Source organism: Paraburkholderia sp. BCC1886 (genome assembly GCF_900996245.1).
Classification (GTDB): domain Bacteria; phylum Pseudomonadota; class Gammaproteobacteria; order Burkholderiales; family Burkholderiaceae; genus Paraburkholderia.
On sequence record NZ_CAAJGK010000047.1, the window covers coordinates 44,090 to 61,414 of the forward strand.

Below are 17,325 nucleotides of genomic sequence, written 5' to 3' on the forward strand. Positions count from 1 at the left end.
GCGTTTTATTCCCCTCGAGAGACCTCCGGCTTGCAGTTCAAACTACCCACCACCGCTACGGCGCCGTTTTGCCCCTCCGAGGTTCAAGGCTCAGTCGCCGTCACACAAGGCGCGCCTTTCTGGAAAAAAATTCTGCAGTTCGCGGGGCCGGGTCTCCTGATCTCGATCGGCTACATGGACCCCGGCAACTGGGCCACCGACATCGAAGCCGGTTCGCGTTACGGCTACAGCCTGCTGTTCGTCGTGCTGCTGTCGAGCCTCGCGGCAATGGCGCTGCAATGTCTGAGCATGCGGCTCGGCATCGCGACCGGCCGGGATCTCGCGGAATTGTCGCGGGACCGTTATTCGCCGGCGGTCGCGCGTATTCAGTGGGTGCTCGCGGAAATCTCGATCGTCGCCTGCGATCTGGCGGAAGTGCTGGGCGGCGCGCTCGCGTTTCATCTGCTCTTCAAATGTTCGCTGACCACCGGCGTGTTGCTGACCGCGTTCGATACGCTGATCGTGCTCGGCCTGAAGGGCAAGAATTTTCGCGACCTCGAAGCCATCATGCTGGGGTTGATCGCCACCATCGGCGTGGGCTACATCATCGAACTGGCGCTGGTGCATCCGCATTGGCCGTCGGTCGCGCAGGGGCTGATTCCGTCGTGGCAGGCACTCGACAGCCGCGAACCCATGTATCTCGCGATCGGAATTCTCGGCGCCACGGTGATGCCGCATAACCTCTACCTGCACTCGTCGATCGTGCAGACGCGCGCCGTCAAGCGCGACCCGGCGAGCATCCGCTCGGCTATCGGCCTGTCGCGTATCGACACCATCGTTTCACTGATTCTCGCGCTGGCGATCAACATGGCCATCCTGATTCTGGCCGGCGCCGCGTTTCATGAGACCGGCCACAATCAGGTCACCGAAATCGAAGACGCTTACAAGCTGCTCGCGCCGATCGTCGGGACGGGTTTCGCGGCGGTGCTGTTCGCGATCACGTTGCTGGCGTCCGGGCAAAGCTCGACGTTTACCGGCACGGTGGCGGGGCAGGTCATCATGGAAGGCTTTCTGAAACTGAAGATTCCGTGCTGGCAGCGGCGCTTCATCACGCGCGCGCTAGCCTTGATCCCGGCGCTGATCGGCGTGCAGATGATGGGCAACGGAGCGGTCGGCAAGCTGCTGGTGGCGAGTCAGGTGGTGTTGAGCTTGCAGTTGCCGTTCGCGCTTTATCCGCTGATCCGCATGACGAGCGACCGGTCGCTGATGGGCGAGTTCGCCAATACGCTGCTCACGCGTCTGGTCGTGTGGGGGCTGTTCGTGGTGATTACCGCGGCGAATCTTTGGCTGGTCGTGCAGACGGTGGGGTGGGTGGGGTGACGCGCTGTTTTACGCGAGTTGCGCCGGCATGACGAAAAAAAGTCCGCTCGCAGGCGGACTTTTTTCTTCAGGCTTCGGTACGAATCTGGCCGGACCAGGCCTCATCGTTTTGGATCGTTCAGGCGGCCTGGGCAACCGGTTCGAGCTGCTCCATCCGCCCGGCTACCGCCACTTGCTCAAGTTGAGCGCTTTCGAGCGCTTCCTGGCGAGCGGCTGCGGCCTTCTTGGTTTTGCCGGCGCGCGACGGCGGCTGACAGGCGCCGCACACCACGTTGTGTTGCAGATCGTGCTTGTGCGCCACGAACTTGCCGGTGCAGCGGCAGCACTTGGTCTGCTGCAGGATGCCGGCGTCGAAGAAACGCACCAGCGTCCATGCGCGCGTCAAATCCAGAACCGGCTCGGTTTCGCTGTGCTGGCAATGCTCCAGATACAGCCGATAACCTTTGGTCAGCGCGTCCAGATGCGTGCAGCGCGCTTCGTTCTTCAGGAACAGGTACGTGTTGTAGAACAACGATGCGTGAATGTTCGCCATCCACGTCATATACCAGTCCGCCGAGAATGGCAGCATGCCCTTGGGCGGCGATACACCCTTGACTTCACGATACAGGCGGATCATGCGATCGCGCGACAGCGTCAGTTCGCTCTCGAGCACTTGCATGCGTGCGCCGAGTTCGATCAGCGCAATGGCGCGGAATACTTCTTGTGCGTCTTCCGTCAGGCTACGCTTGAGCATCGCAGTCACCTTGGGTTAAGCAAACTGCTCGGCGGGCTGACCTGCAAGCAGGATCGCCGCGTGAGTCGGTGCCACTGCTGCGTGCTTCGTCGTTTGCGTCAACGCCGACAGCATGGCGTGGTCGTTGAAACGGAAGAAGCACAAAAGCTGATCGGAAGCAGCCAGCTTGACGATTTGAGCCAGCGACAGCCCGGCCAGCAAATCGGCCAGTTCCGCCGACAGTCCCAACCGGAACATGCCGATTGCTCTGTCCTCGCGCAACATACGCTGCGCAAGCATGATGTAAGACAAGTTGATTTCGCGGATTGAATCCAACGTCTCGCTGCTACGGTCCATTTTTGTGTTTCCGAAGCCCCGAATTGCTATGTCGGCATTTTGCCGTTATGTCTTTTTTTTGCCTCGCCGGAAACGCGGTCCTCCGGCTACATGTCGCGGCCCAACTTCAGACTGCGACTGTTTGATACATCGCGTTACATTTCGTAACAGCTGGGACGAATTGTATGAAGGGTAAAAGTAGAAATCAATCCCTTCTCAAAAAAATATCCCAAAAAGATACATTTAATTTCGGTAAATATTTCGGGCTTTGGAAAAGGGTCATGCGAAGTGGATTTTTCACGGTTTTAGCGTGGTGGCGAATCCATGGAAACCCTTGTCGGACGGGCGTTTAATTAATCTGTATGAGAATACAGAAAGCGCTGTTGTAAAACTGCTGATTCGCAACTTGCGTAAGAAAAAACGGTGAACACCATTTTAGGTTGCGGCAATAAGTACCGCTTCTTGTGAACGGTTTGGGGACGCATCATAGGTGTAACAGATTGGTGTGACACCAGTTACAAAGCGGCAAGGATTTGTAACTTCTTGCGAATTTCGTGTTTGAACAGGCTGTCCGCGCGCTAACGGACCTTTGGAAGAGGTCGGAAACGACATCGGTCCGGCGACTTGCGGCAACTGGCCGCCGCCTAAGGCAGGTCCGGGCGGCCTTGGCGCAGGCCCTCAGCCGGCATGCCCTGGAGGCCAGAAAGAGGCCGCGAATCAGGCGATTGCCGCGCCTGCCGGTACGGCACTCAGCTTCACGCCCAACGCGCGCAGTAGTTTGAACATCGTGTCCATGCGCGGTTTGGAGCCGGGCGCCAGCGTTTTATACAGACTTTCGCGCCCGAGTCCCGCGTCTGCGGCGACCTTGGCGATGCCGCGTGCCTTGGCGATGTCGGCGATGGCCGCGAGGAGAAGATCGGCGTCGCTTTCTTCAAGCGCCGCGTTGAGGTATTCGGCGATCATTTCTTCGCTGTCGAGATAGTGCGACGCGTCGAAGCGTGCGGCTTTGACCTTGCTCATGACAGTTCCTTTCTGATGTTTTCCCACATTGCTTTGGCATGCTTGATATCGGCGGCCTGAGTGGACTTGTCGCCACCGCAGAGCAGTAGACACACCACGCTCCCTTCGCGCGCGAAATAGACCCGGTAGCCCGGGCCGAAGTCGATACGCATTTCGGACCCACCGTCGTCCAGCCACTTGACGTCGCCGAAATGCCCGCGCTCGGCACGCCGTACCCGGACCAGAATCTTTGCCTTGGCTCGCAAGTCTTTGAGACCGGCAAGCCACGAGTCGAAGTTGTCTGTACGGTTGACTGTGTAGACGGCAGTCGAGCCGATTTGCTGAGGAGTGTATCCTTGTGGATACGTATCCGCAAGTGCAATTTCCATATCAATAAAGCGGATGTTTTTCGCTTTCCCCTTTCGATTCGTCGACCCACGCGCGCAGGCTTTCTTGCCCTTCGCGCGCCCTTCATTGCGTGTGCAAGGTTAGCTTTGAGAGCGGCTGATGACGATTCGGCCAGATGGCTAATCCGTGCGCCCGGCCCGAAGGGTCGGCCGGGGTTGCTTGTTACAATCGACCGTCCATACCAACAAGGAGACACCGTGCTGAAGAATCTTGATCCGCTGCTCAATGCCGACGTGTTGCATGCGCTTCGTTCGATGGGGCATGGCGACGAAGTGGTGATCTGCGACGCGAACTTTCCCGCCGTCGCGGTGGCGAGCGGCACGGTGCTGGGCAAGCCGCTTCGTCTGGACGGCGGCAGCGCGCCGCGAGCGGTGCGCGCGGTGTTGTCGGTCATGCCGCTGGATACGTTCATCGCGCATCCGGCTTCACGCATGGAAGTCGTGGGCGAGCCGGGCACGATTCCCGCTGTACAACGCGAGGCGCAACGGGAGGTGGATCGCGCCGAAGGGCGCGCCGTGCCGTTTGCGTCGATCGAACGCTTTGCGTTTTACGAACGGGCGCGGCGGGCGTTCTGCGTGATCACCACGGGCGAGGAGCGAGGCTATGGCTGCTTCGTCTTCACGAAGGGCGTGCTGCTGGCGCCCGACGCCCCACAGGGCTGACCGGGGCCGCCAGGCCGGTCCGTTCCATCCAGTTCATGGCATCCCGCTACGAAGATCAGGAGAGGCCCTCATGAGTTTTTCTGTCGACAGTCTCGATCATCTCGTCCTCAACGTCGCCGACGTCGAGTTGAGTGCGAACTGGTACACCCGCATGCTGGGCATGCAACGCAGCGAATTCGAGTCGCGCACCGGCAAACGCGTGGCCATGACCTACGGCAACCAGAAGATCAACCTGCGTCCCGCGGCGGCCGACACCGTCGCGTGGTTCACCGGCCGCGAGCCGGTGCCGGGCAGCGCCGATCTCTGCTTCATCACGACGGCCAGTCCGGCCGAGGTCAAGGCCTACTGGTTGTCCGAAGGTGTCGATATCGAGGCCGGCCCGGTTGAGCGCGACGGTGCGCGCGGCAAGATGACTTCGGTGTATTGCCGCGATCCCGACGGCAATCTGATCGAGGTCGCCAGCTATCCGTCTGTATAAATCCGCGTGGCCGGCACGCTTGGAAAAGACAGCCAATGCACCTATCCTGACGTGCAAAGCGGGGAACTGCGGCTGCATTGCCGGGTCTGCTGCTTATTCATTTACAGGAGACCCTCATGACGCGTCCCGTCGATTCCGGCGTAATTCTCATTGCACGTCTTGCTCTCGCAGTTCTGTTTTTATGGGGCGGTGTGATGAAGCTGCTGGGTTACGCGGGCTTCGTGAGCTACCTGCACGGGAAGGGCGTGCCGTTCGTGCAGATCGCCGCGCCGATCGCCACTGCAGTAGAAGCACTCGGCGGTCTGCTGTTGATCGTCGGTTTCAAGATCAGGCCGCTCGCGCTCGTCATGGCGGTCTACACAGTGGCCACCGCCGTGCTCGGCCACGATTTCTGGAACGTGACCGATCCCGCCCTGCAGCGCGACATGGTGATTCACTTCTGGAAGAACATCGGCATCGCCGGTGGTTTCCTGCTGTTGTTCGTGACGGGCGCGGGTCGTATCAGTATCGACGGCGCACGTGCGCCGCGCAGCGGACTGGGTCTCTGACGCGTCGTTTGAGGTAGTCTTTGCGGTCGTTTTCGACTCTGGCTGTCATTAAGGGAGCAACTATGATTCAAAGTTTCGAGCAAACCATTGGCGGTAACGTGACGCAACTGTGCGCGAGTCTCGGCGAAGGGCCTACGCCGCATCGCGTAATCATCAGTCTGGCCGACTCGGCGAAGACGCTCGTCGTGCTGGACGCGTCGGGTTTCATCAGCGCGATCAAGGCCGAGATCGAAGAGCCGGAAAAGCTGCTCGCCGACGCCATCGTCAAGGCGCAAAGCGAAGGCCTGATCGAGCGCGCCATCGACACCGGCACGATTCAGGAAGCCGCGCTTTAAGCTATCGTGCGGCGGGTGAGCGGCATCATCGACTCGCCTGTTCGATTCGAACCCCTGCGGCCCGCAAGCGTCGCAGGGGTTTGTCTTTTCAGAAGTGTCGGTTCAGCGCGATTGCTGCGCTTGGCTTGCTGCCGCGCCCGATTCAGGCGTGGCGGACGTTGCCGAACGATGCGCCTGCGGATGCACCACGCAGCCGAGCACTGCGCCGAGCGCCAGCAGTGCCGCCGAAATCGCGGTCGCGACGTGCATACCGGTGACGAGCTGCGCGGCCACACCGCTCGCCAGCGCGCCGAAGGCCGCGACGCCGACCGCGCCACCGGCTTGCCGCGCGGTGTTCAACACGGCGGAAGCGGTTCCCGCGCGGCTGGCGTCGGCCGACGCCAGCACGGCCGTGGTCATCGCCGGCACGGCGAGTCCCATGCCGGAGGGGATTAGCAGGAACGGCAGGAGCAGGACGGCGAGCGGCGTGGCGGCATCGACGAAATGCAGTGCCGTGTAGCCGGCAAACGCGGTGAGCGCGCCGACGATCATCGGGACGCGCACGCCGAAACGGCCCACTACCCAACCGCTCACCACGTTCGAGAGCAAAAAACCGCCGGTCAGCGGCAGGAACGCGAGCCCGGCCTGGAGCGGTGTGTAACCGCGCACCCGCTGCAGATACAGACTCAGCACGAACACCATCCCGTAGTAAGTCAGGTTCACGCAGATCCCGAACAGCACCGCCGCGCTGAACGTGCGTTGTCTGAAAAGCGTGAGCGGCAGCATCGGCGACGCCACGCGCGACTCCAGCGCGACGAAAGCGCCTCCCGCGATCAGCGCAAGCGCGAGACTGCCGGCGACGAATGGATGGCCGACGCCCAGCGGCCGCCATTCGATCACAGCCGCTACAAAGGCCGTCAGGGTCACGATGGCAAGCGCCTGTCCGCCGATGTCGAGCCCACGCGACGTGCCGGCTCGCGCCTTGTCGGGCCGCGCCGTGTCGGGCCGCGGCACCCACTGGATCGTCGCGAGCAGACCGGCAGCGCAGATCGGCAGATTGACGAGAAAGATGCTGCGCCAGCCGAACGCCGCGATCAGCACGCCGCCCACTACCGGTCCCGCCGCGATCGAGATCGCGCCCGCCGCGGTCCGCAGTCCGACGGCGCGAGCTCTGAGCTTGGGGTCGTGGCCGTACGCCTGGTTGAGCAGCGCCAGCGAATTGGGCAGCATCGCGGCTGCGCCGATGCCTTGCACGGCACGGGCGGCCACGAGGCCGGCGGCTTGGGCCGCGAGACCGCAAGCCAGCGACGCCAGCGCGAACAGCACGATGCCGGCCGCGTACATCCGCCGCGCGCCGAGCCGGTCGCCGAGCGCGCCGGCGGACAGCATCAACACGGCGAACGCGAGCGTGTAGGCGTCGACGACCCACTGGAGTCCGGCGACGCTGGCCTGCAGATCCCCGCCGATTTCCGGCAACGCGATATTGACGATGGTCACGTCGAGTTGCGTGACGACGAAGCCGACGCTCACGGTGGCGAGCAGCCGGCCGGGCGTGGAAGGGCGATGGGGAGGGAGTGAGTTCATGCGGACATCGTAGGCCCGACGCAGCGCATCATGCTTCGTGACCGCGTGAAGTGTCGCGTGTGGTTGCGTGTGGCTGCGTGTGGCTATGGCTATTAGCCGGCGCGACCCGCTCGCCCCGGAAGCGCGCCGCACGCTCCACGAACCAAACCGCCAGCCACGGCGCACCGCACCGTGGCCAGCCAAACGCATTCAGCGCGTCGCCGGCTGCGCGTCCTTGATGAAGAACGTGGTCAGCGCGCCAAGCACGCAGATGGCGGCGACGTAAATCGGCGCGGCCATCGGGTTCGATTTCATCATCAGCGAAACGGCGATCGGCGTGAGTCCGCCGAACACGGCGTAGGCAACGTTATACGAAAACGAAATGCCCGAGAACCGCACGACCGCCGGGAAGCCCTTGACCATCACGAACGGAATCGCGCCGATCACGCCGACGAACAGTCCGGCCAGCGCGTACAGCGGCACCAGCACCGACGGATCGACAGCCAGTTGCTGGAACAGCACGTAGTACGTCACGGCCAGCGCCAGTCCGCCGACGAAAATCGTCGGTCCCGCGCCGATGCGCCCGGCAATCGAACCCGCCAGCACGCAGCCGATGGTCAGACACAGCGTCGCGACGCAGTTCGCCAGCAGAGCGGTGGCCGGTGCAATGTGGAACTGCTTTTGCAACAGCGTCGGCGTCATCAGGATGACCACGACGATAGCGGCCGACAACATCCACGTCAGCAGCATCGACACGATCACGGTGCGGCCGTGGTCGCGCAACACGGCCTTGAGCGGTACTTCCGCGGCGATCGCCTTGCGCTGCTTGAGTTCGGCGAAAACCGGCGTTTCGTGCAGCCAGCGGCGCAAATACACCGAAAACATGCCAAAAACACCGCCAACCAGGAACGGAATGCGCCATGCATAAGCGGAGATTTCCGCCGGCGCGAAGTTGCGGTTCACGGCGGAGGCGATCAGCGAACCGAGCAGGATGCCGGCCGTGAGGCCTGCCGTCAGCGTGCCGCACGCGTAGCCGACGTGCCGCTGCGGCACGTGTTCGGAAACGAACACCCACGCGCCCGGGACTTCGCCGCCGACCGCGGCACCTTGCATCACGCGGAACAGCAGCAGCAACACCGGCGCCATCACGCCGATGCTCGCGTAGGTGGGCAACAGGCCCATCATCAGCGTGGGCACCGACATCAGCAGCACGCTCAGCGTGAACATGCGCTTGCGGCCGAACAGGTCGCCGAAGTGCGCCATGATGATGCCGCCCAGCGGACGCGCCAGGTAACCCGCGGCAAAAATGCCGAAAGTCTGCACCTGACGCAGCCAGTCCGGCATGGCCGCCGGGAAAAACAGCTGGCCGATGGCCGGCGCGAAAAACACGAAGATGATGAAGTCGTAAAACTCGAGTGCGCCGCCCAGAGCGGCGAGGCCGAGTGTCTTGTAATCGCTGCGCCCAAGAGGGCGTGGGGTGACAGCCTGCGCTCCACCCAGATTTGTCGCTTGCATTGCCAGATCGTTTTCTTGAATTGGAAGCCGCGCGACAGTGCGCGGACATACGGCGGTCGTCAGGCGGGAAGTGTGGCTGGCGCTGGGTAGAGCGAAGGACACCGGCGCGTCGGCCCGGGTAGGGTCGAGGCGCTGACGACGGAGGCCAAGGTCGCGATTTTACAGGATGAAAGCGATTTGTTTCGGGAAGTGCTTAATTAGATTGAAGAAAGTTCCGGTTGGCGTCGTTTTTTTGAGAACCGTCAAGGCGCTGCCCCGCGGATGGCGGGCGTCCGCGTGTAGGAAAGTTGGTGTCCATCGGTCAGGAAGAGCCGAAGCGCGTGCAATTTAGGATTGCTCCTATGGGACGAAACGGGCGCGACTCTGAGAATGCGTCGGAGCTATTTGTTAAGAGTGTTCCATGCGCATTGCCATTCTTCAGCGTGACCCGATCATGCGTCAGTCGATCGAAAAGATCCTTATGAGCGCGGGCCATACCTGCCTCGCCTACGACGACGGCCTTGCCATGTCGAAGTCGCTTGCCCGGTCCACGGTGGATCTGCTGGTGCTGGACTGGCAGGGCATGCGCCTGTCCGGCGCAGAGGTGCTGCGCTCGGTGCGCGCGGTCGGCAGCGACCGGCTGCCGGTGGTCTTCGTCTCGCGCGACAGTACCGAGGAAAGCATGGTGCGCGCGCTCGCCGGCGGCGCGGACGACTACGTGGTGCTCCCGCTGCGCCCGGCCGAATTCCGCGAGCGGGTCGCAGCGCTGCTGCGGCGCTCCTATCCCGATCGTTTCGGCACGACGAACTTCGACGTCGGACCGTACCGGTTCGACACCCATCGCCAGATCGTGACGTTGCGCGGCCAGCCGGTCCAGTTGTCCGGCACCCAGTACCGGCTCGCCGCGCTGTTCTTTTCCAACATCGGTCGCGTCATGTCGCGCGACCACATCTTCGCGATGGTCTGGGGGCGGGAGTTTCGCGAATTCACCCGTACCATCGACAGCCATGTCTCACGTCTAAGGTGTTTGCTCGAAATCGAGCCACAAAACGAATTTCGTCTGCAACCGGTGTACAAGAGCGGTTACCGGCTGCTGCATCTGCGGCAAAGCGAAACCGCAGTGGAAACGGTGCCCCTACCGCTCGCCGTAGCGGTCGAGCAGAAGCAGGCGGCCTGAGCGGGTTCGGGCGGCGCGCAGTTCGGGTGGCGACCCCGGACCCTATAATCGACGGCACTTATCATCCCTGAAACCGTTCAGACCGGCGCCAGCGCGCCACTGAGCCGCCGCCCATGGTCCGTCGCAGGCATCACTACTACGTCTACGTCGTCGCGCTCGACGACCGGGTCTGGAACGAAGCGCGCTTTCGCCGTGCAAACCCGGACTATCGCTTCGACAAACCGTGCGTCTACGTGGGCATGACGGGACTCGACCCGGATTTGCGCTTCGACCGGCACAAGGCCGGGATTCAGTCGAATCGCTATGTACGCGATTACGGTCTGCGGCTCGTGCCCGAGTTATACGAGGTGTTCAATCCCATGCCTTACGGCGCCGCACAGGAGATGGAGGTGGAGTTGGGAATCGGGCTGCGCGAGGCGGGGTATGGCGTGTGGCAAGCCTGATTCAGGTGCAGCGGGGCGGGTGCGGAGGGCAGGCCGATAGCGGGCAAAAGCCCGACGGGTTAGCCGATGTCTAGCGGCTCGTCGATTTATCTGATGCCCAGTCCGCGCAGCACCGCATTACCTTCCGGCGTCAGGCGGATGTGCGAATCGCCGGCGTCGCCGGCGACCGTTTCGATCAGGCCGGCTTCGTGGAGTTGCGGAATCTCGGGTTTCGCGGAGGCGTCGATCGGCGCGTGCAGCAGAAGCAGCAGCGTCGCCAGTTCGTGATGGCTCAGCAGGCGGCGCAGGATAGTGGGCCGCCGGGCAGGCGTGGTCGCCTGTGTCACGTTCGTGTTGTCATTGGGCAGGTTCATGTCGCACCTTGTGCGGGTTCGTGTCGGGGGATGATGCGGACGAAGTCTTAAACGATTCTTAAGACCGCATTGTCCTGTAACACCATGACACCAACATTGCAGCCCGACACGTTACCGAATATCACGTCGAGCGGCGCCTGCCCGCCTTGAAGCTTTATGGGGCGCAGGTTTTGCCCGCCGCTTCGATCCACAGATTGTTCACGTGACGCTTGCCCGCATAGAAACAGTAAGTGGTCGCGCCGTTGTCGCTGCGGACCTTGACGATGTTCGAATCGCCGAAGTCGAGCATCTGGCCTTGCGGAATCGCGGTGGACTTGAAGGCGGCGTCGTGTTTGGTGGCGAGCTGGGTCATGCAGGCCACGACGTCGTTGACCGAGCGCTGCGTGTTCGAGTCCGTGACGGGCTCGCCGGCATCCGGGTTCTTCTGGAAATACGCGCAGGCGCTGAGAAGGAGGGGAATCGACAGGACAACGGCTAACTTCTTCATATCTCTCCAGGCGTTTTGTTCGGCCGGCCTGCAGCCGGCCGTCAATCAGGCGCCATTATATCGATCTGGCGAACTAGCCCGAATCTGGGCTGCACACCGCGTGCCCGGCCTGTTCCGCCGCGTCGTCAGCAGCTTGGCCGAGCCATCGCCGAGCCCTGTCCCACCCGCCCCCTACTTGCGCCGCTGCGCCTGCGCCGCCAGTCGCACGGACGCATTGGCCGCGCCGTAGCCGTCATACCCGCCGCGCCGTTCGACGATTTCGAGGAAGAAGCGCTGATCCAGCTGTTCCGTGTAAGCCTGGAAAAACTCCCCGCCCCGCTCATCGCGGTCGTACAGGATGTTGTGCGCGCGCAGCGCTTCGAGCATCGGCTCGGCCAGCGCATAACGGGCGGCAAGGTCGTCGTAGTAATTACGCGGAATGCGCAGCACCGGCAAACCGTCGGCCACGAACTCGGGCACCGCGCTGAAAATATCGGCCGTGCTGAACGCGACGTGATTCAGCCCCGAGCCGTGATACCGGTGCAACGCTTCGGCCACCGCGGTGTGATGATCCACCGACGCGTTCAGCACGATACGCACCGAGCCGTCCTGGCTGCGCAGCGCACGGCTGCGCACGAGTCCGTATGGGTCCGGCACCAGCACGCTCGCCTCGGCCTGAAAACCGAGCGCGGTGCGCAGAAACAGCACCCAGGTATCGAGCGAATGCGCCGGCACCGACAGGCAAACGTGATCGATGCGGCTGAGCGGCCCCACTTCGCTCGGTCCGTTCATATCGGTGAGCACGAAATCGGCTTCGAACAGCGTGGGCTGCTCCGGCGTTTCGTCGACGAAATAGTTCAGGCTGCTGTCGGGCGCCTGCACGGCCGGCAATTCCCGTTCGTTCGGGCCGATCTGCCCGGAAAACGGCGCATAGCCGAACCCGGCGGCGCGCTCGAAGGCCTGCTTCGCGTCATCGACGCGAAAGGCCGACGCGCACAGCGACAGGCCGTGCTGCTGATAAAAAGCGTTGGCGAACGAATCCGGTTCGGCGTTCAGCACGATCGACGCCGCGCCGTGCTGGAACAGCGTCACGTCTTTCGAACGATGCTGGCCGGCCTGGCGAAAGTGCAGCTTGCCCAGCCAGTCGACCAGTTGCGCGCGCGTCGTCGCGTCGACCGCGAATTCGAGAAACTGGTAGCCCACGTGCGCGGGCGCGGCCGGCGAGCGATACAGGTCGCCGGCGGGATTATTCTGGCTCGCGAGCAGCGCACGCGTCTGTTCTTCGAGAAACAGCAACGAGCGATGGCCGTCCGCGGCGGTGACCGTGGTCGGCGCCGCGCGAAAACCGTCGTTGAAAATTTCCAGCGAAAGCGGCCCGGAATAGCCGGTTTTGACGACCTGCGCGGTGAAACCGGCGAGGTCGAAGTCGCCCTGACCGGGGAAGCAGCGGTAATGGCGGCTCCATTCGAGCACGTCCATCGCGAGCTTGGGCGCGTCGGCAATCTGCACGAAGGCGATGCGCTCACCCGGAATGTCGGCGATCCCGTCGACGGAGTCGCCGAGTGAAAGTGTGTGGAAACTGTCCAGCACGAGGCCGAGGTTGGGGTGATTCACCGCGTCGACCAGCTTCCATGCATGCCGGTAGGTATTCACGTGCTTGCCCCACGCCAGCGCCTCGTAACCGACGATCACCCCGGCGGCTTCGGCTGCGCGGGCCAGCGCGCCCAACTGGTCGGTCATCAGCGCATCGTCGCCGATGGTGTCGGGCGACACGTTGCTGCACACCAGAATGCGGTCCGTGCCCAGTTCATGCATCACGTCGAACTTGCGCTTCGCGCGTTCGAGATTGCGCGCCAGTCGCTCCGGACTGACACCGTCGAAATCGCGAAACGGCTGGAACAGCACGATCTTCAGACCGAGGTCGTCGGCAATCCGGCGCACGTCGGCGGGCGAGCCGTCGAACACCAGCAGGTCGTTCTCGAAAATTTCGACGCCTTCGAAACCCGCCGCCCGAATGGCGGCCAGCTTCTCGACCAGGGTTCCGCTCACCGACACGGTGGCAATCGAGTGTTGCATGCACGACTCCTGCAAAACAGTGAACGGCGGTGGAGCCGCGCAGGTGTCCGGGTGCTTAAGCAAGCCGCAGACCAGATTGCCCCACCATAACCGGGATTGTCGTGAGTCTACACAAACTAACTAGATGGTACAAATTCGTAGAAACCCCCACTGACGTGAGGCGTCAATGCGCGCACACTTCGGCGACGTTAAAAGAGCCGCCGCCGCGCACAGGTTCGCGCACCCATCCGTCGACTATCTGCGGACTACCCGCCGACTATCCGTCAAGCGGCGCCGCTCACTTCGCAGGAGTGTTGTCATGAGTTTTGCGTCGGTACTGGTCCTCAACGGACCGAACCTCAACCTGCTGGGCACACGCGAGCCGGCCATCTACGGCGCCGAAACGCTCGACGACGTCGCGGCGCTCTGCCGCACGGCGGGCGAGCGGCTGAACCTGTCGATCGACTTTCGCCAGTCGAACGCCGAGCATCAATTGATCGACTGGCTGCACGCCGCGCGCACGGACATCGATGGCGTGGTGATCAACCCGGCGGCTTATACGCACACCTCGGTGGCGATCGCCGATGCGTTGACCGCGATCGAAAAGCCGGTGATCGAAGTGCATATTTCGAATGTCCACCGGCGTGAAGCGTTCCGGCATCACTCGTACGTGTCGGCGGTGGCGGAAGCCATCATCGTCGGTTGCGGCACGCAGGGCTACGTGCTCGCGCTGGAACGGATGGCGACCCTCCTCGACAGGAAGGCGGCACGATGAGCACACCCGCACGAACTCACGCCCAGGCGACGCCTCGTTCTTTCCTGGTCGGACTCATCGGCGCCGGCATCGGCGGCTCGCTGACGCCAGCGATGCACGAGGAAGAGGGCAGCCGTCTCGGACTGCATTACGTTTACCGGCGCATCGACCTCGAAGCGTTGTCGCTCGACAGCGCCGCTTTGCCGGACCTGCTCATCGCCGCCGAACGCATGGGCTTCAACGGCCTGAACATCACCTATCCCTGCAAGCAGGCGGTGATTCCGCTGCTCGACGAACTCTCCGACGACGCGCGTGCGCTCGGCGCGGTCAACACCGTGCTGTTCAAGGACGGCAAGCGGATCGGCCATAACACCGACTGGTCCGGTTTTGCGCGTGCGTTCCGGCGCGGTCTGCCCGACGTCTCGCTGGAACGCGTGGTGCAACTCGGCGCGGGCGGTGCGGGCGCGGCCGTCGCGCACGCGGCGCTGACGATGGGCGCGCGCACGCTCACGCTGTTCGATGTTGACGCCGCGCGCGCCGCGTCGCTGGCGGATGAGTTGCAGCATCGCTTTCCCGACTCGGTGATCAGCACCGGCACGTCGCTCGCCGATTCGCTGGCCGCCGCCAACGGCCTGATCCACGCGACGCCGACCGGCATGGCGAAGCTGCCCGGGCTCCCGTTGCCCGTCGAACTGTTGCATCGCGATCTGTGGGTCGCGGACATCGTGTACTTCCCGATCCGCACGGCGCTGTTGCAGGCCGCCGAAGCGCTCGGCTGCCGCACGCTGAGCGGCGGCGGCATGGCGGTGTATCAGGCGGTCGACGCCATGCGCATTTTTACCGGCCTCGAACCGGACGCCGAACGCGTGTACACGCATTTCCAGTCGTTGCTGCCACGCTAAAGCTGCACGACCCCTGCGCTGGACGCAGCCGGGTCGATAACTCACAGAGGAGACGAGCACGCCATGCCCCAACCCGTTCCATCCGGCTCGACCGGCGCGCAGCACGCTGCACACAAAGCCGTTGCACAAGGCACGACTCGCCGTTCGAAAGCCCGCTTCCAGATTCTCGCGCTGCTCGCCATCGGCACGATGATCAATTACCTCGACCGTACGGTGCTCGGAATCGCCGCGCCGCAACTGACCAAAGAACTCGGTATCAACGCTGCGCTAATGGGCCTGCTGTTCTCGGTGTTTTCGTGGAGCTACGTGGCCTCGCAGATTCCAGGCGGTCTGTTTCTCGACCGCTTCGGCAGCAAGCTCACGTATTTCCTGTCGATGACTTTCTGGTCCTTATGCACGCTCGCACAGGGTCTCGTGCACGGCATGGGCGCGTTGCTCGCGTTGCGGCTCGGCCTCGGCGTTTCGGAGGCGCCGTGTTTTCCGACCAATAGCCGCGTGGTCGCCACGTGGTTCCCGCAGAGCGAACGCGCAATGGCGACCGGCACGTACACGGTCGGCGAATATATCGGCCTCGCGTTCTTCAGCCCGTTTCTGTTCATGCTAATGGGCGCATTCGGCTGGCGTTCGCTGTTCTACGTGGTGGGCGGCGTGGGCGTGGTATTCGGTTTGATCTGGTGGCGCTTCTATCGCGAGCCGCACGAGCACCCGAGCGTCAATCAGGCGGAACTGGATTACATCGCCGAGGGCGGTGGCCTGACGCACAGCAAAAGCGCCACCGCCTCGCAACCGGCAACGCAAGCGGAGGCAGAAGCGGTTACGCCGGCGAAAAGCGGCTTCGAATGGCGCACCATCGGCCGCCTGCTCAAGCATCGCCAGCTCACCGGCATCTGCCTCGGTCAGTTCGCGGGCAACTCGACGCTGGTGTTTTTCCTCACGTGGTTCCCGACGTATCTGGCCACCGAACGTCATATGGCGTGGCTGAAAATCGGCTTCTTCGCGATCATGCCGTTTATTGCCGCGTCGATCGGCGTGATGTTCGGCGGGATTTTTTCGGACTGGCTGCTGCGTCGCGGCGTGTCGGCGAACGTTGCGCGCAAGCTGCCGATCATTGCCGGCCTGCTGCTCGCCTCGACGATCATTCTTGCCAACTACGTGGAAAGCAACGTGGTGGTGATCGCAATCCTGTCGGTGGCGTTTTTTGCGCAGGGCATGGCCGCGCTCGGCTGGACGCTGGTCTCGGACATCGCGCCCGAAGGCCTGCTCGGCGTGACAGGCGGCATCTTCAACTTCGCCGCCAATCTCGCCGGCATCGTGACGCCGCTGGTGGTGGGCTTCATCGTGGCGGCGACCGGATCGTTCGTGGGCGCGCTGGTGTTCATCGGCGCCATCGCGCTGGTCGGCGCGCTGTCGTACATCTTTATCGTCGGCGATATCAAGCGGATCGTGCTGGTGGACTGACCCGCGTCAGGCGTCCTTGCGCACGAACCGCAGCACGTTGTCGACGATCATCGCGCGATGCCGCGTGCGCAAACGCGGATGCGACGGGTCGCGACCGAACGCGGTGCCGAACGTATGGCGATTGCCGATGCGGTGAAAGCACAGCGAGCTGATCATCAGATGCAGGTCGATGGCGTCGATGTCGCTGCGGAACTGGCCCGCCGCGATGCCGCGCGCCAGCAGGTCTTCGATCGTGTGGATGATCGTGACGTTGCGGCCTTTGAAAGTCTTGATGTTCTCGACGTACTTCGCGTCATTGATGTTCTCGATGTTGATGAGGCGCACGAAGTCACGCTGGCGGTCGTGATAGTCGAAGGTGAATTCGACCAGCGCCCGCATGCCCTCGACCGGATCGAGCTCGGTCACGTGCAGGTCCTGCTCGAGCGCGCGAATGTCGCCGTAAACTTTTTCCAGCACCGCCTGATACAGGCCTTCCTTGCTACCGAAGTAGTAGTACAGCATGCGTTTGGTGGTGTTGGTGCGTTCCGCGATCGCATCGACGCGCGCGCCTGTCAGACCCATCGCCGAAAACTCCTGCGTGGCGACGTCGAGAATATTGCGTTTGGTCTGTTCCGGATCGTACTTGCGCCGCACGTCGGGGCGCGGGGTATCGGACGCGATGCCGTTGGTATCAGGCTCGGCGGCCTTGCTTCCCTTTTTCATTGTGTAATCGAGCGGCAGTGACGGCGCATTCTAGCATGGCAAAAACCGCGAGCCTGCACCGCGCCGCGCAAGGCTGCGGCGCTTGAAGAACCGCGCGGACAGAAGGCCGCGCGGTTCCCGATGCCACGTCACGATCCTTGCA

The 17,325-nt window shown here is 62.9% G+C and carries 20 protein-coding genes; 10 read left to right on the plus strand and 10 right to left on the minus strand.

Annotation, left to right across the window (positions count from 1 at the left end; all coding sequences use genetic code 11):
• Positions 1–30 precede the first annotated feature (30 nt).
• Positions 31–1,359 carry an Nramp family divalent metal transporter gene (locus FQ746_RS16160; RefSeq protein ID WP_144110370.1) on the plus strand — a complete coding sequence of 443 codons (1,329 nt, stop codon included), beginning with the start codon at positions 31–33 and terminating at the stop codon, positions 1,357–1,359.
• A gap of 118 nt (positions 1,360–1,477) precedes the next feature.
• Here the strand turns inward: FQ746_RS16160 and flhC are convergent, their stop codons facing one another.
• From flhC to FQ746_RS16180, 4 genes are all read right to left on the minus strand, one after another.
• Positions 1,478–2,092: a flagellar transcriptional regulator FlhC gene (gene flhC / locus FQ746_RS16165; protein ID WP_144110371.1), complete on the minus strand. Its 615-nt coding sequence runs from the start codon at positions 2,090–2,092 to the stop codon at positions 1,478–1,480.
• A gap of 15 nt (positions 2,093–2,107) precedes the next feature.
• On the minus strand, positions 2,108–2,428 hold the full coding sequence (gene flhD, locus FQ746_RS16170; protein ID WP_144110372.1) for a flagellar transcriptional regulator FlhD: 321 nt from the start codon (positions 2,426–2,428) through the stop codon (positions 2,108–2,110).
• Positions 2,429–3,124: 696 nt separating this feature from the next.
• Complete coding sequence (locus FQ746_RS16175; protein ID WP_144110373.1) at positions 3,125–3,427, minus strand: addiction module antidote protein; 303 nt, start codon at positions 3,425–3,427, stop codon at positions 3,125–3,127.
• Positions 3,424–3,795, minus strand: coding sequence for a type II toxin-antitoxin system RelE/ParE family toxin (locus tag FQ746_RS16180; RefSeq protein ID WP_144110374.1), 372 nt, complete (start codon positions 3,793–3,795; stop codon positions 3,424–3,426). Before FQ746_RS16180 ends, FQ746_RS16175 begins: the two co-directional genes overlap by 4 nt.
• 216 nt (positions 3,796–4,011) lie before the next feature.
• On the opposite strand from FQ746_RS16180, the gene FQ746_RS16185 reads away from it, so the two are divergent.
• The 4 genes from FQ746_RS16185 (at position 4,012) to FQ746_RS16200 (ending at position 5,837) form a co-directional block, all read left to right on the plus strand.
• Positions 4,012–4,476: an RbsD/FucU family protein gene (locus FQ746_RS16185; RefSeq protein WP_144110375.1), complete on the plus strand. Its 465-nt coding sequence runs from the start codon at positions 4,012–4,014 to the stop codon at positions 4,474–4,476.
• A gap of 70 nt (positions 4,477–4,546) precedes the next feature.
• A complete protein-coding gene (locus FQ746_RS16190) occupies positions 4,547–4,954 on the plus strand; it encodes a VOC family protein (RefSeq protein ID WP_144110376.1) in 408 nt (135 codons plus the stop codon).
• Between the two features lie 116 nt (positions 4,955–5,070).
• Positions 5,071–5,502, plus strand: a complete 432-nt coding sequence (locus tag FQ746_RS16195) for a DoxX family protein (protein ID WP_144110377.1) — start codon at positions 5,071–5,073, stop codon at positions 5,500–5,502.
• A gap of 62 nt (positions 5,503–5,564) precedes the next feature.
• On the plus strand, positions 5,565–5,837 hold the full coding sequence (locus FQ746_RS16200; protein WP_144110378.1) for a hypothetical protein: 273 nt from the start codon (positions 5,565–5,567) through the stop codon (positions 5,835–5,837).
• Positions 5,838–5,939: 102 nt separating this feature from the next.
• Here FQ746_RS16200 and FQ746_RS16205 read toward each other — a convergent pair whose 3' ends face one another.
• On the minus strand, positions 5,940–7,400 hold the full coding sequence (locus tag FQ746_RS16205; RefSeq protein WP_144110379.1) for an MFS transporter: 1,461 nt from the start codon (positions 7,398–7,400) through the stop codon (positions 5,940–5,942).
• 189 nt (positions 7,401–7,589) lie between these two features.
• Positions 7,590–8,894: an MFS transporter gene (locus tag FQ746_RS16210; protein ID WP_144110380.1), complete on the minus strand. Its 1,305-nt coding sequence runs from the start codon at positions 8,892–8,894 to the stop codon at positions 7,590–7,592.
• A 400-nt stretch (positions 8,895–9,294) separates the two neighbouring features.
• On the opposite strand from FQ746_RS16210, the gene FQ746_RS16215 reads away from it, so the two are divergent.
• Both FQ746_RS16215 and FQ746_RS16220 read left to right on the plus strand, forming a co-directional pair.
• The gene (locus FQ746_RS16215; RefSeq protein ID WP_144110381.1) at positions 9,295–10,050 is read left to right on the plus strand and encodes a response regulator transcription factor; all 756 of its coding nucleotides are present in this window, start codon (positions 9,295–9,297) and stop codon (positions 10,048–10,050) included.
• A gap of 113 nt (positions 10,051–10,163) precedes the next feature.
• On the plus strand, positions 10,164–10,493 hold the full coding sequence (locus tag FQ746_RS16220; RefSeq protein WP_144110382.1) for a hypothetical protein: 330 nt from the start codon (positions 10,164–10,166) through the stop codon (positions 10,491–10,493).
• A gap of 86 nt (positions 10,494–10,579) precedes the next feature.
• Here FQ746_RS16220 and FQ746_RS16225 read toward each other — a convergent pair whose 3' ends face one another.
• The 3 genes from FQ746_RS16225 to FQ746_RS16235 all read right to left on the minus strand — a co-directional run bounded on the left by FQ746_RS16225 (position 10,580) and on the right by FQ746_RS16235 (position 13,388).
• Positions 10,580–10,846, minus strand: coding sequence for a hypothetical protein (locus tag FQ746_RS16225; protein ID WP_144110383.1), 267 nt, complete (start codon positions 10,844–10,846; stop codon positions 10,580–10,582).
• A gap of 154 nt (positions 10,847–11,000) precedes the next feature.
• Positions 11,001–11,333 carry a hypothetical protein gene (locus FQ746_RS16230; protein ID WP_144110384.1) on the minus strand — a complete coding sequence of 111 codons (333 nt, stop codon included), beginning with the start codon at positions 11,331–11,333 and terminating at the stop codon, positions 11,001–11,003.
• Positions 11,334–11,504: 171 nt separating this feature from the next.
• The gene (locus FQ746_RS16235; RefSeq protein ID WP_144110385.1) at positions 11,505–13,388 is read right to left on the minus strand and encodes a bifunctional sugar phosphate isomerase/epimerase/4-hydroxyphenylpyruvate dioxygenase family protein; all 1,884 of its coding nucleotides are present in this window, start codon (positions 13,386–13,388) and stop codon (positions 11,505–11,507) included.
• 298 nt (positions 13,389–13,686) lie between these two features.
• On the opposite strand from FQ746_RS16235, the gene aroQ reads away from it, so the two are divergent.
• The 3 genes from aroQ (at position 13,687) to FQ746_RS16250 (ending at position 16,481) form a co-directional block, all read left to right on the plus strand.
• Positions 13,687–14,142, plus strand: a complete 456-nt coding sequence (aroQ, locus tag FQ746_RS16240; protein WP_144110386.1) for a type II 3-dehydroquinate dehydratase — start codon at positions 13,687–13,689, stop codon at positions 14,140–14,142.
• On the plus strand, positions 14,139–15,023 hold the full coding sequence (locus FQ746_RS16245; RefSeq protein WP_144110387.1) for a shikimate dehydrogenase: 885 nt from the start codon (positions 14,139–14,141) through the stop codon (positions 15,021–15,023). The genes aroQ and FQ746_RS16245 overlap by 4 nt, the downstream gene beginning before the upstream one ends.
• Before the next feature lie 63 nt (positions 15,024–15,086).
• A complete protein-coding gene (locus FQ746_RS16250; RefSeq protein WP_144110388.1) occupies positions 15,087–16,481 on the plus strand; it encodes an MFS transporter in 1,395 nt (464 codons plus the stop codon).
• Between the two features lie 6 nt (positions 16,482–16,487).
• Here the strand turns inward: FQ746_RS16250 and FQ746_RS16255 are convergent, their stop codons facing one another.
• Positions 16,488–17,183, minus strand: a complete 696-nt coding sequence (locus FQ746_RS16255) for a TetR family transcriptional regulator (protein ID WP_144110389.1) — start codon at positions 17,181–17,183, stop codon at positions 16,488–16,490.
• Positions 17,184–17,325: the final 142 nt, after the last annotated feature.

What these genes read in the sequence shown, in the direction of transcription:
- flhC (WP_144110371.1), bottom strand. Translation starts at nt 2,092, where the DNA reads ATGCTCAAGCGTAGCCTGACGGAAGACGCACAAGAAGTATTCCGCGCC.
- FQ746_RS16195 (WP_144110377.1), top strand. Translation starts at nt 5,071, where the DNA reads ATGACGCGTCCCGTCGATTCCGGCGTAATTCTCATTGCACGTCTTGCT.
- FQ746_RS16180 (WP_144110374.1), bottom strand. Translation starts at nt 3,795, where the DNA reads ATGGAAATTGCACTTGCGGATACGTATCCACAAGGATACACTCCTCAG.
- FQ746_RS16215 (WP_144110381.1), top strand. Translation starts at nt 9,295, where the DNA reads ATGCGCATTGCCATTCTTCAGCGTGACCCGATCATGCGTCAGTCGATC.
- FQ746_RS16225 (WP_144110383.1), bottom strand. Translation starts at nt 10,846, where the DNA reads ATGAACCTGCCCAATGACAACACGAACGTGACACAGGCGACCACGCCT.
- FQ746_RS16245 (WP_144110387.1), top strand. Translation starts at nt 14,139, where the DNA reads ATGAGCACACCCGCACGAACTCACGCCCAGGCGACGCCTCGTTCTTTC.
- aroQ (WP_144110386.1), top strand. Translation starts at nt 13,687, where the DNA reads ATGAGTTTTGCGTCGGTACTGGTCCTCAACGGACCGAACCTCAACCTG.
- FQ746_RS16230 (WP_144110384.1), bottom strand. Translation starts at nt 11,333, where the DNA reads ATGAAGAAGTTAGCCGTTGTCCTGTCGATTCCCCTCCTTCTCAGCGCC.
- FQ746_RS16205 (WP_144110379.1), bottom strand. Translation starts at nt 7,400, where the DNA reads ATGAACTCACTCCCTCCCCATCGCCCTTCCACGCCCGGCCGGCTGCTC.
- FQ746_RS16210 (WP_144110380.1), bottom strand. Translation starts at nt 8,894, where the DNA reads ATGCAAGCGACAAATCTGGGTGGAGCGCAGGCTGTCACCCCACGCCCT.
- FQ746_RS16220 (WP_144110382.1), top strand. Translation starts at nt 10,164, where the DNA reads ATGGTCCGTCGCAGGCATCACTACTACGTCTACGTCGTCGCGCTCGAC.
- FQ746_RS16190 (WP_144110376.1), top strand. Translation starts at nt 4,547, where the DNA reads ATGAGTTTTTCTGTCGACAGTCTCGATCATCTCGTCCTCAACGTCGCC.
- FQ746_RS16200 (WP_144110378.1), top strand. Translation starts at nt 5,565, where the DNA reads ATGATTCAAAGTTTCGAGCAAACCATTGGCGGTAACGTGACGCAACTG.
- flhD (WP_144110372.1), bottom strand. Translation starts at nt 2,428, where the DNA reads ATGGACCGTAGCAGCGAGACGTTGGATTCAATCCGCGAAATCAACTTG.
- FQ746_RS16175 (WP_144110373.1), bottom strand. Translation starts at nt 3,427, where the DNA reads ATGAGCAAGGTCAAAGCCGCACGCTTCGACGCGTCGCACTATCTCGAC.
- FQ746_RS16235 (WP_144110385.1), bottom strand. Translation starts at nt 13,388, where the DNA reads ATGCAACACTCGATTGCCACCGTGTCGGTGAGCGGAACCCTGGTCGAG.
- FQ746_RS16255 (WP_144110389.1), bottom strand. Translation starts at nt 17,183, where the DNA reads ATGAAAAAGGGAAGCAAGGCCGCCGAGCCTGATACCAACGGCATCGCG.
- FQ746_RS16250 (WP_144110388.1), top strand. Translation starts at nt 15,087, where the DNA reads ATGCCCCAACCCGTTCCATCCGGCTCGACCGGCGCGCAGCACGCTGCA.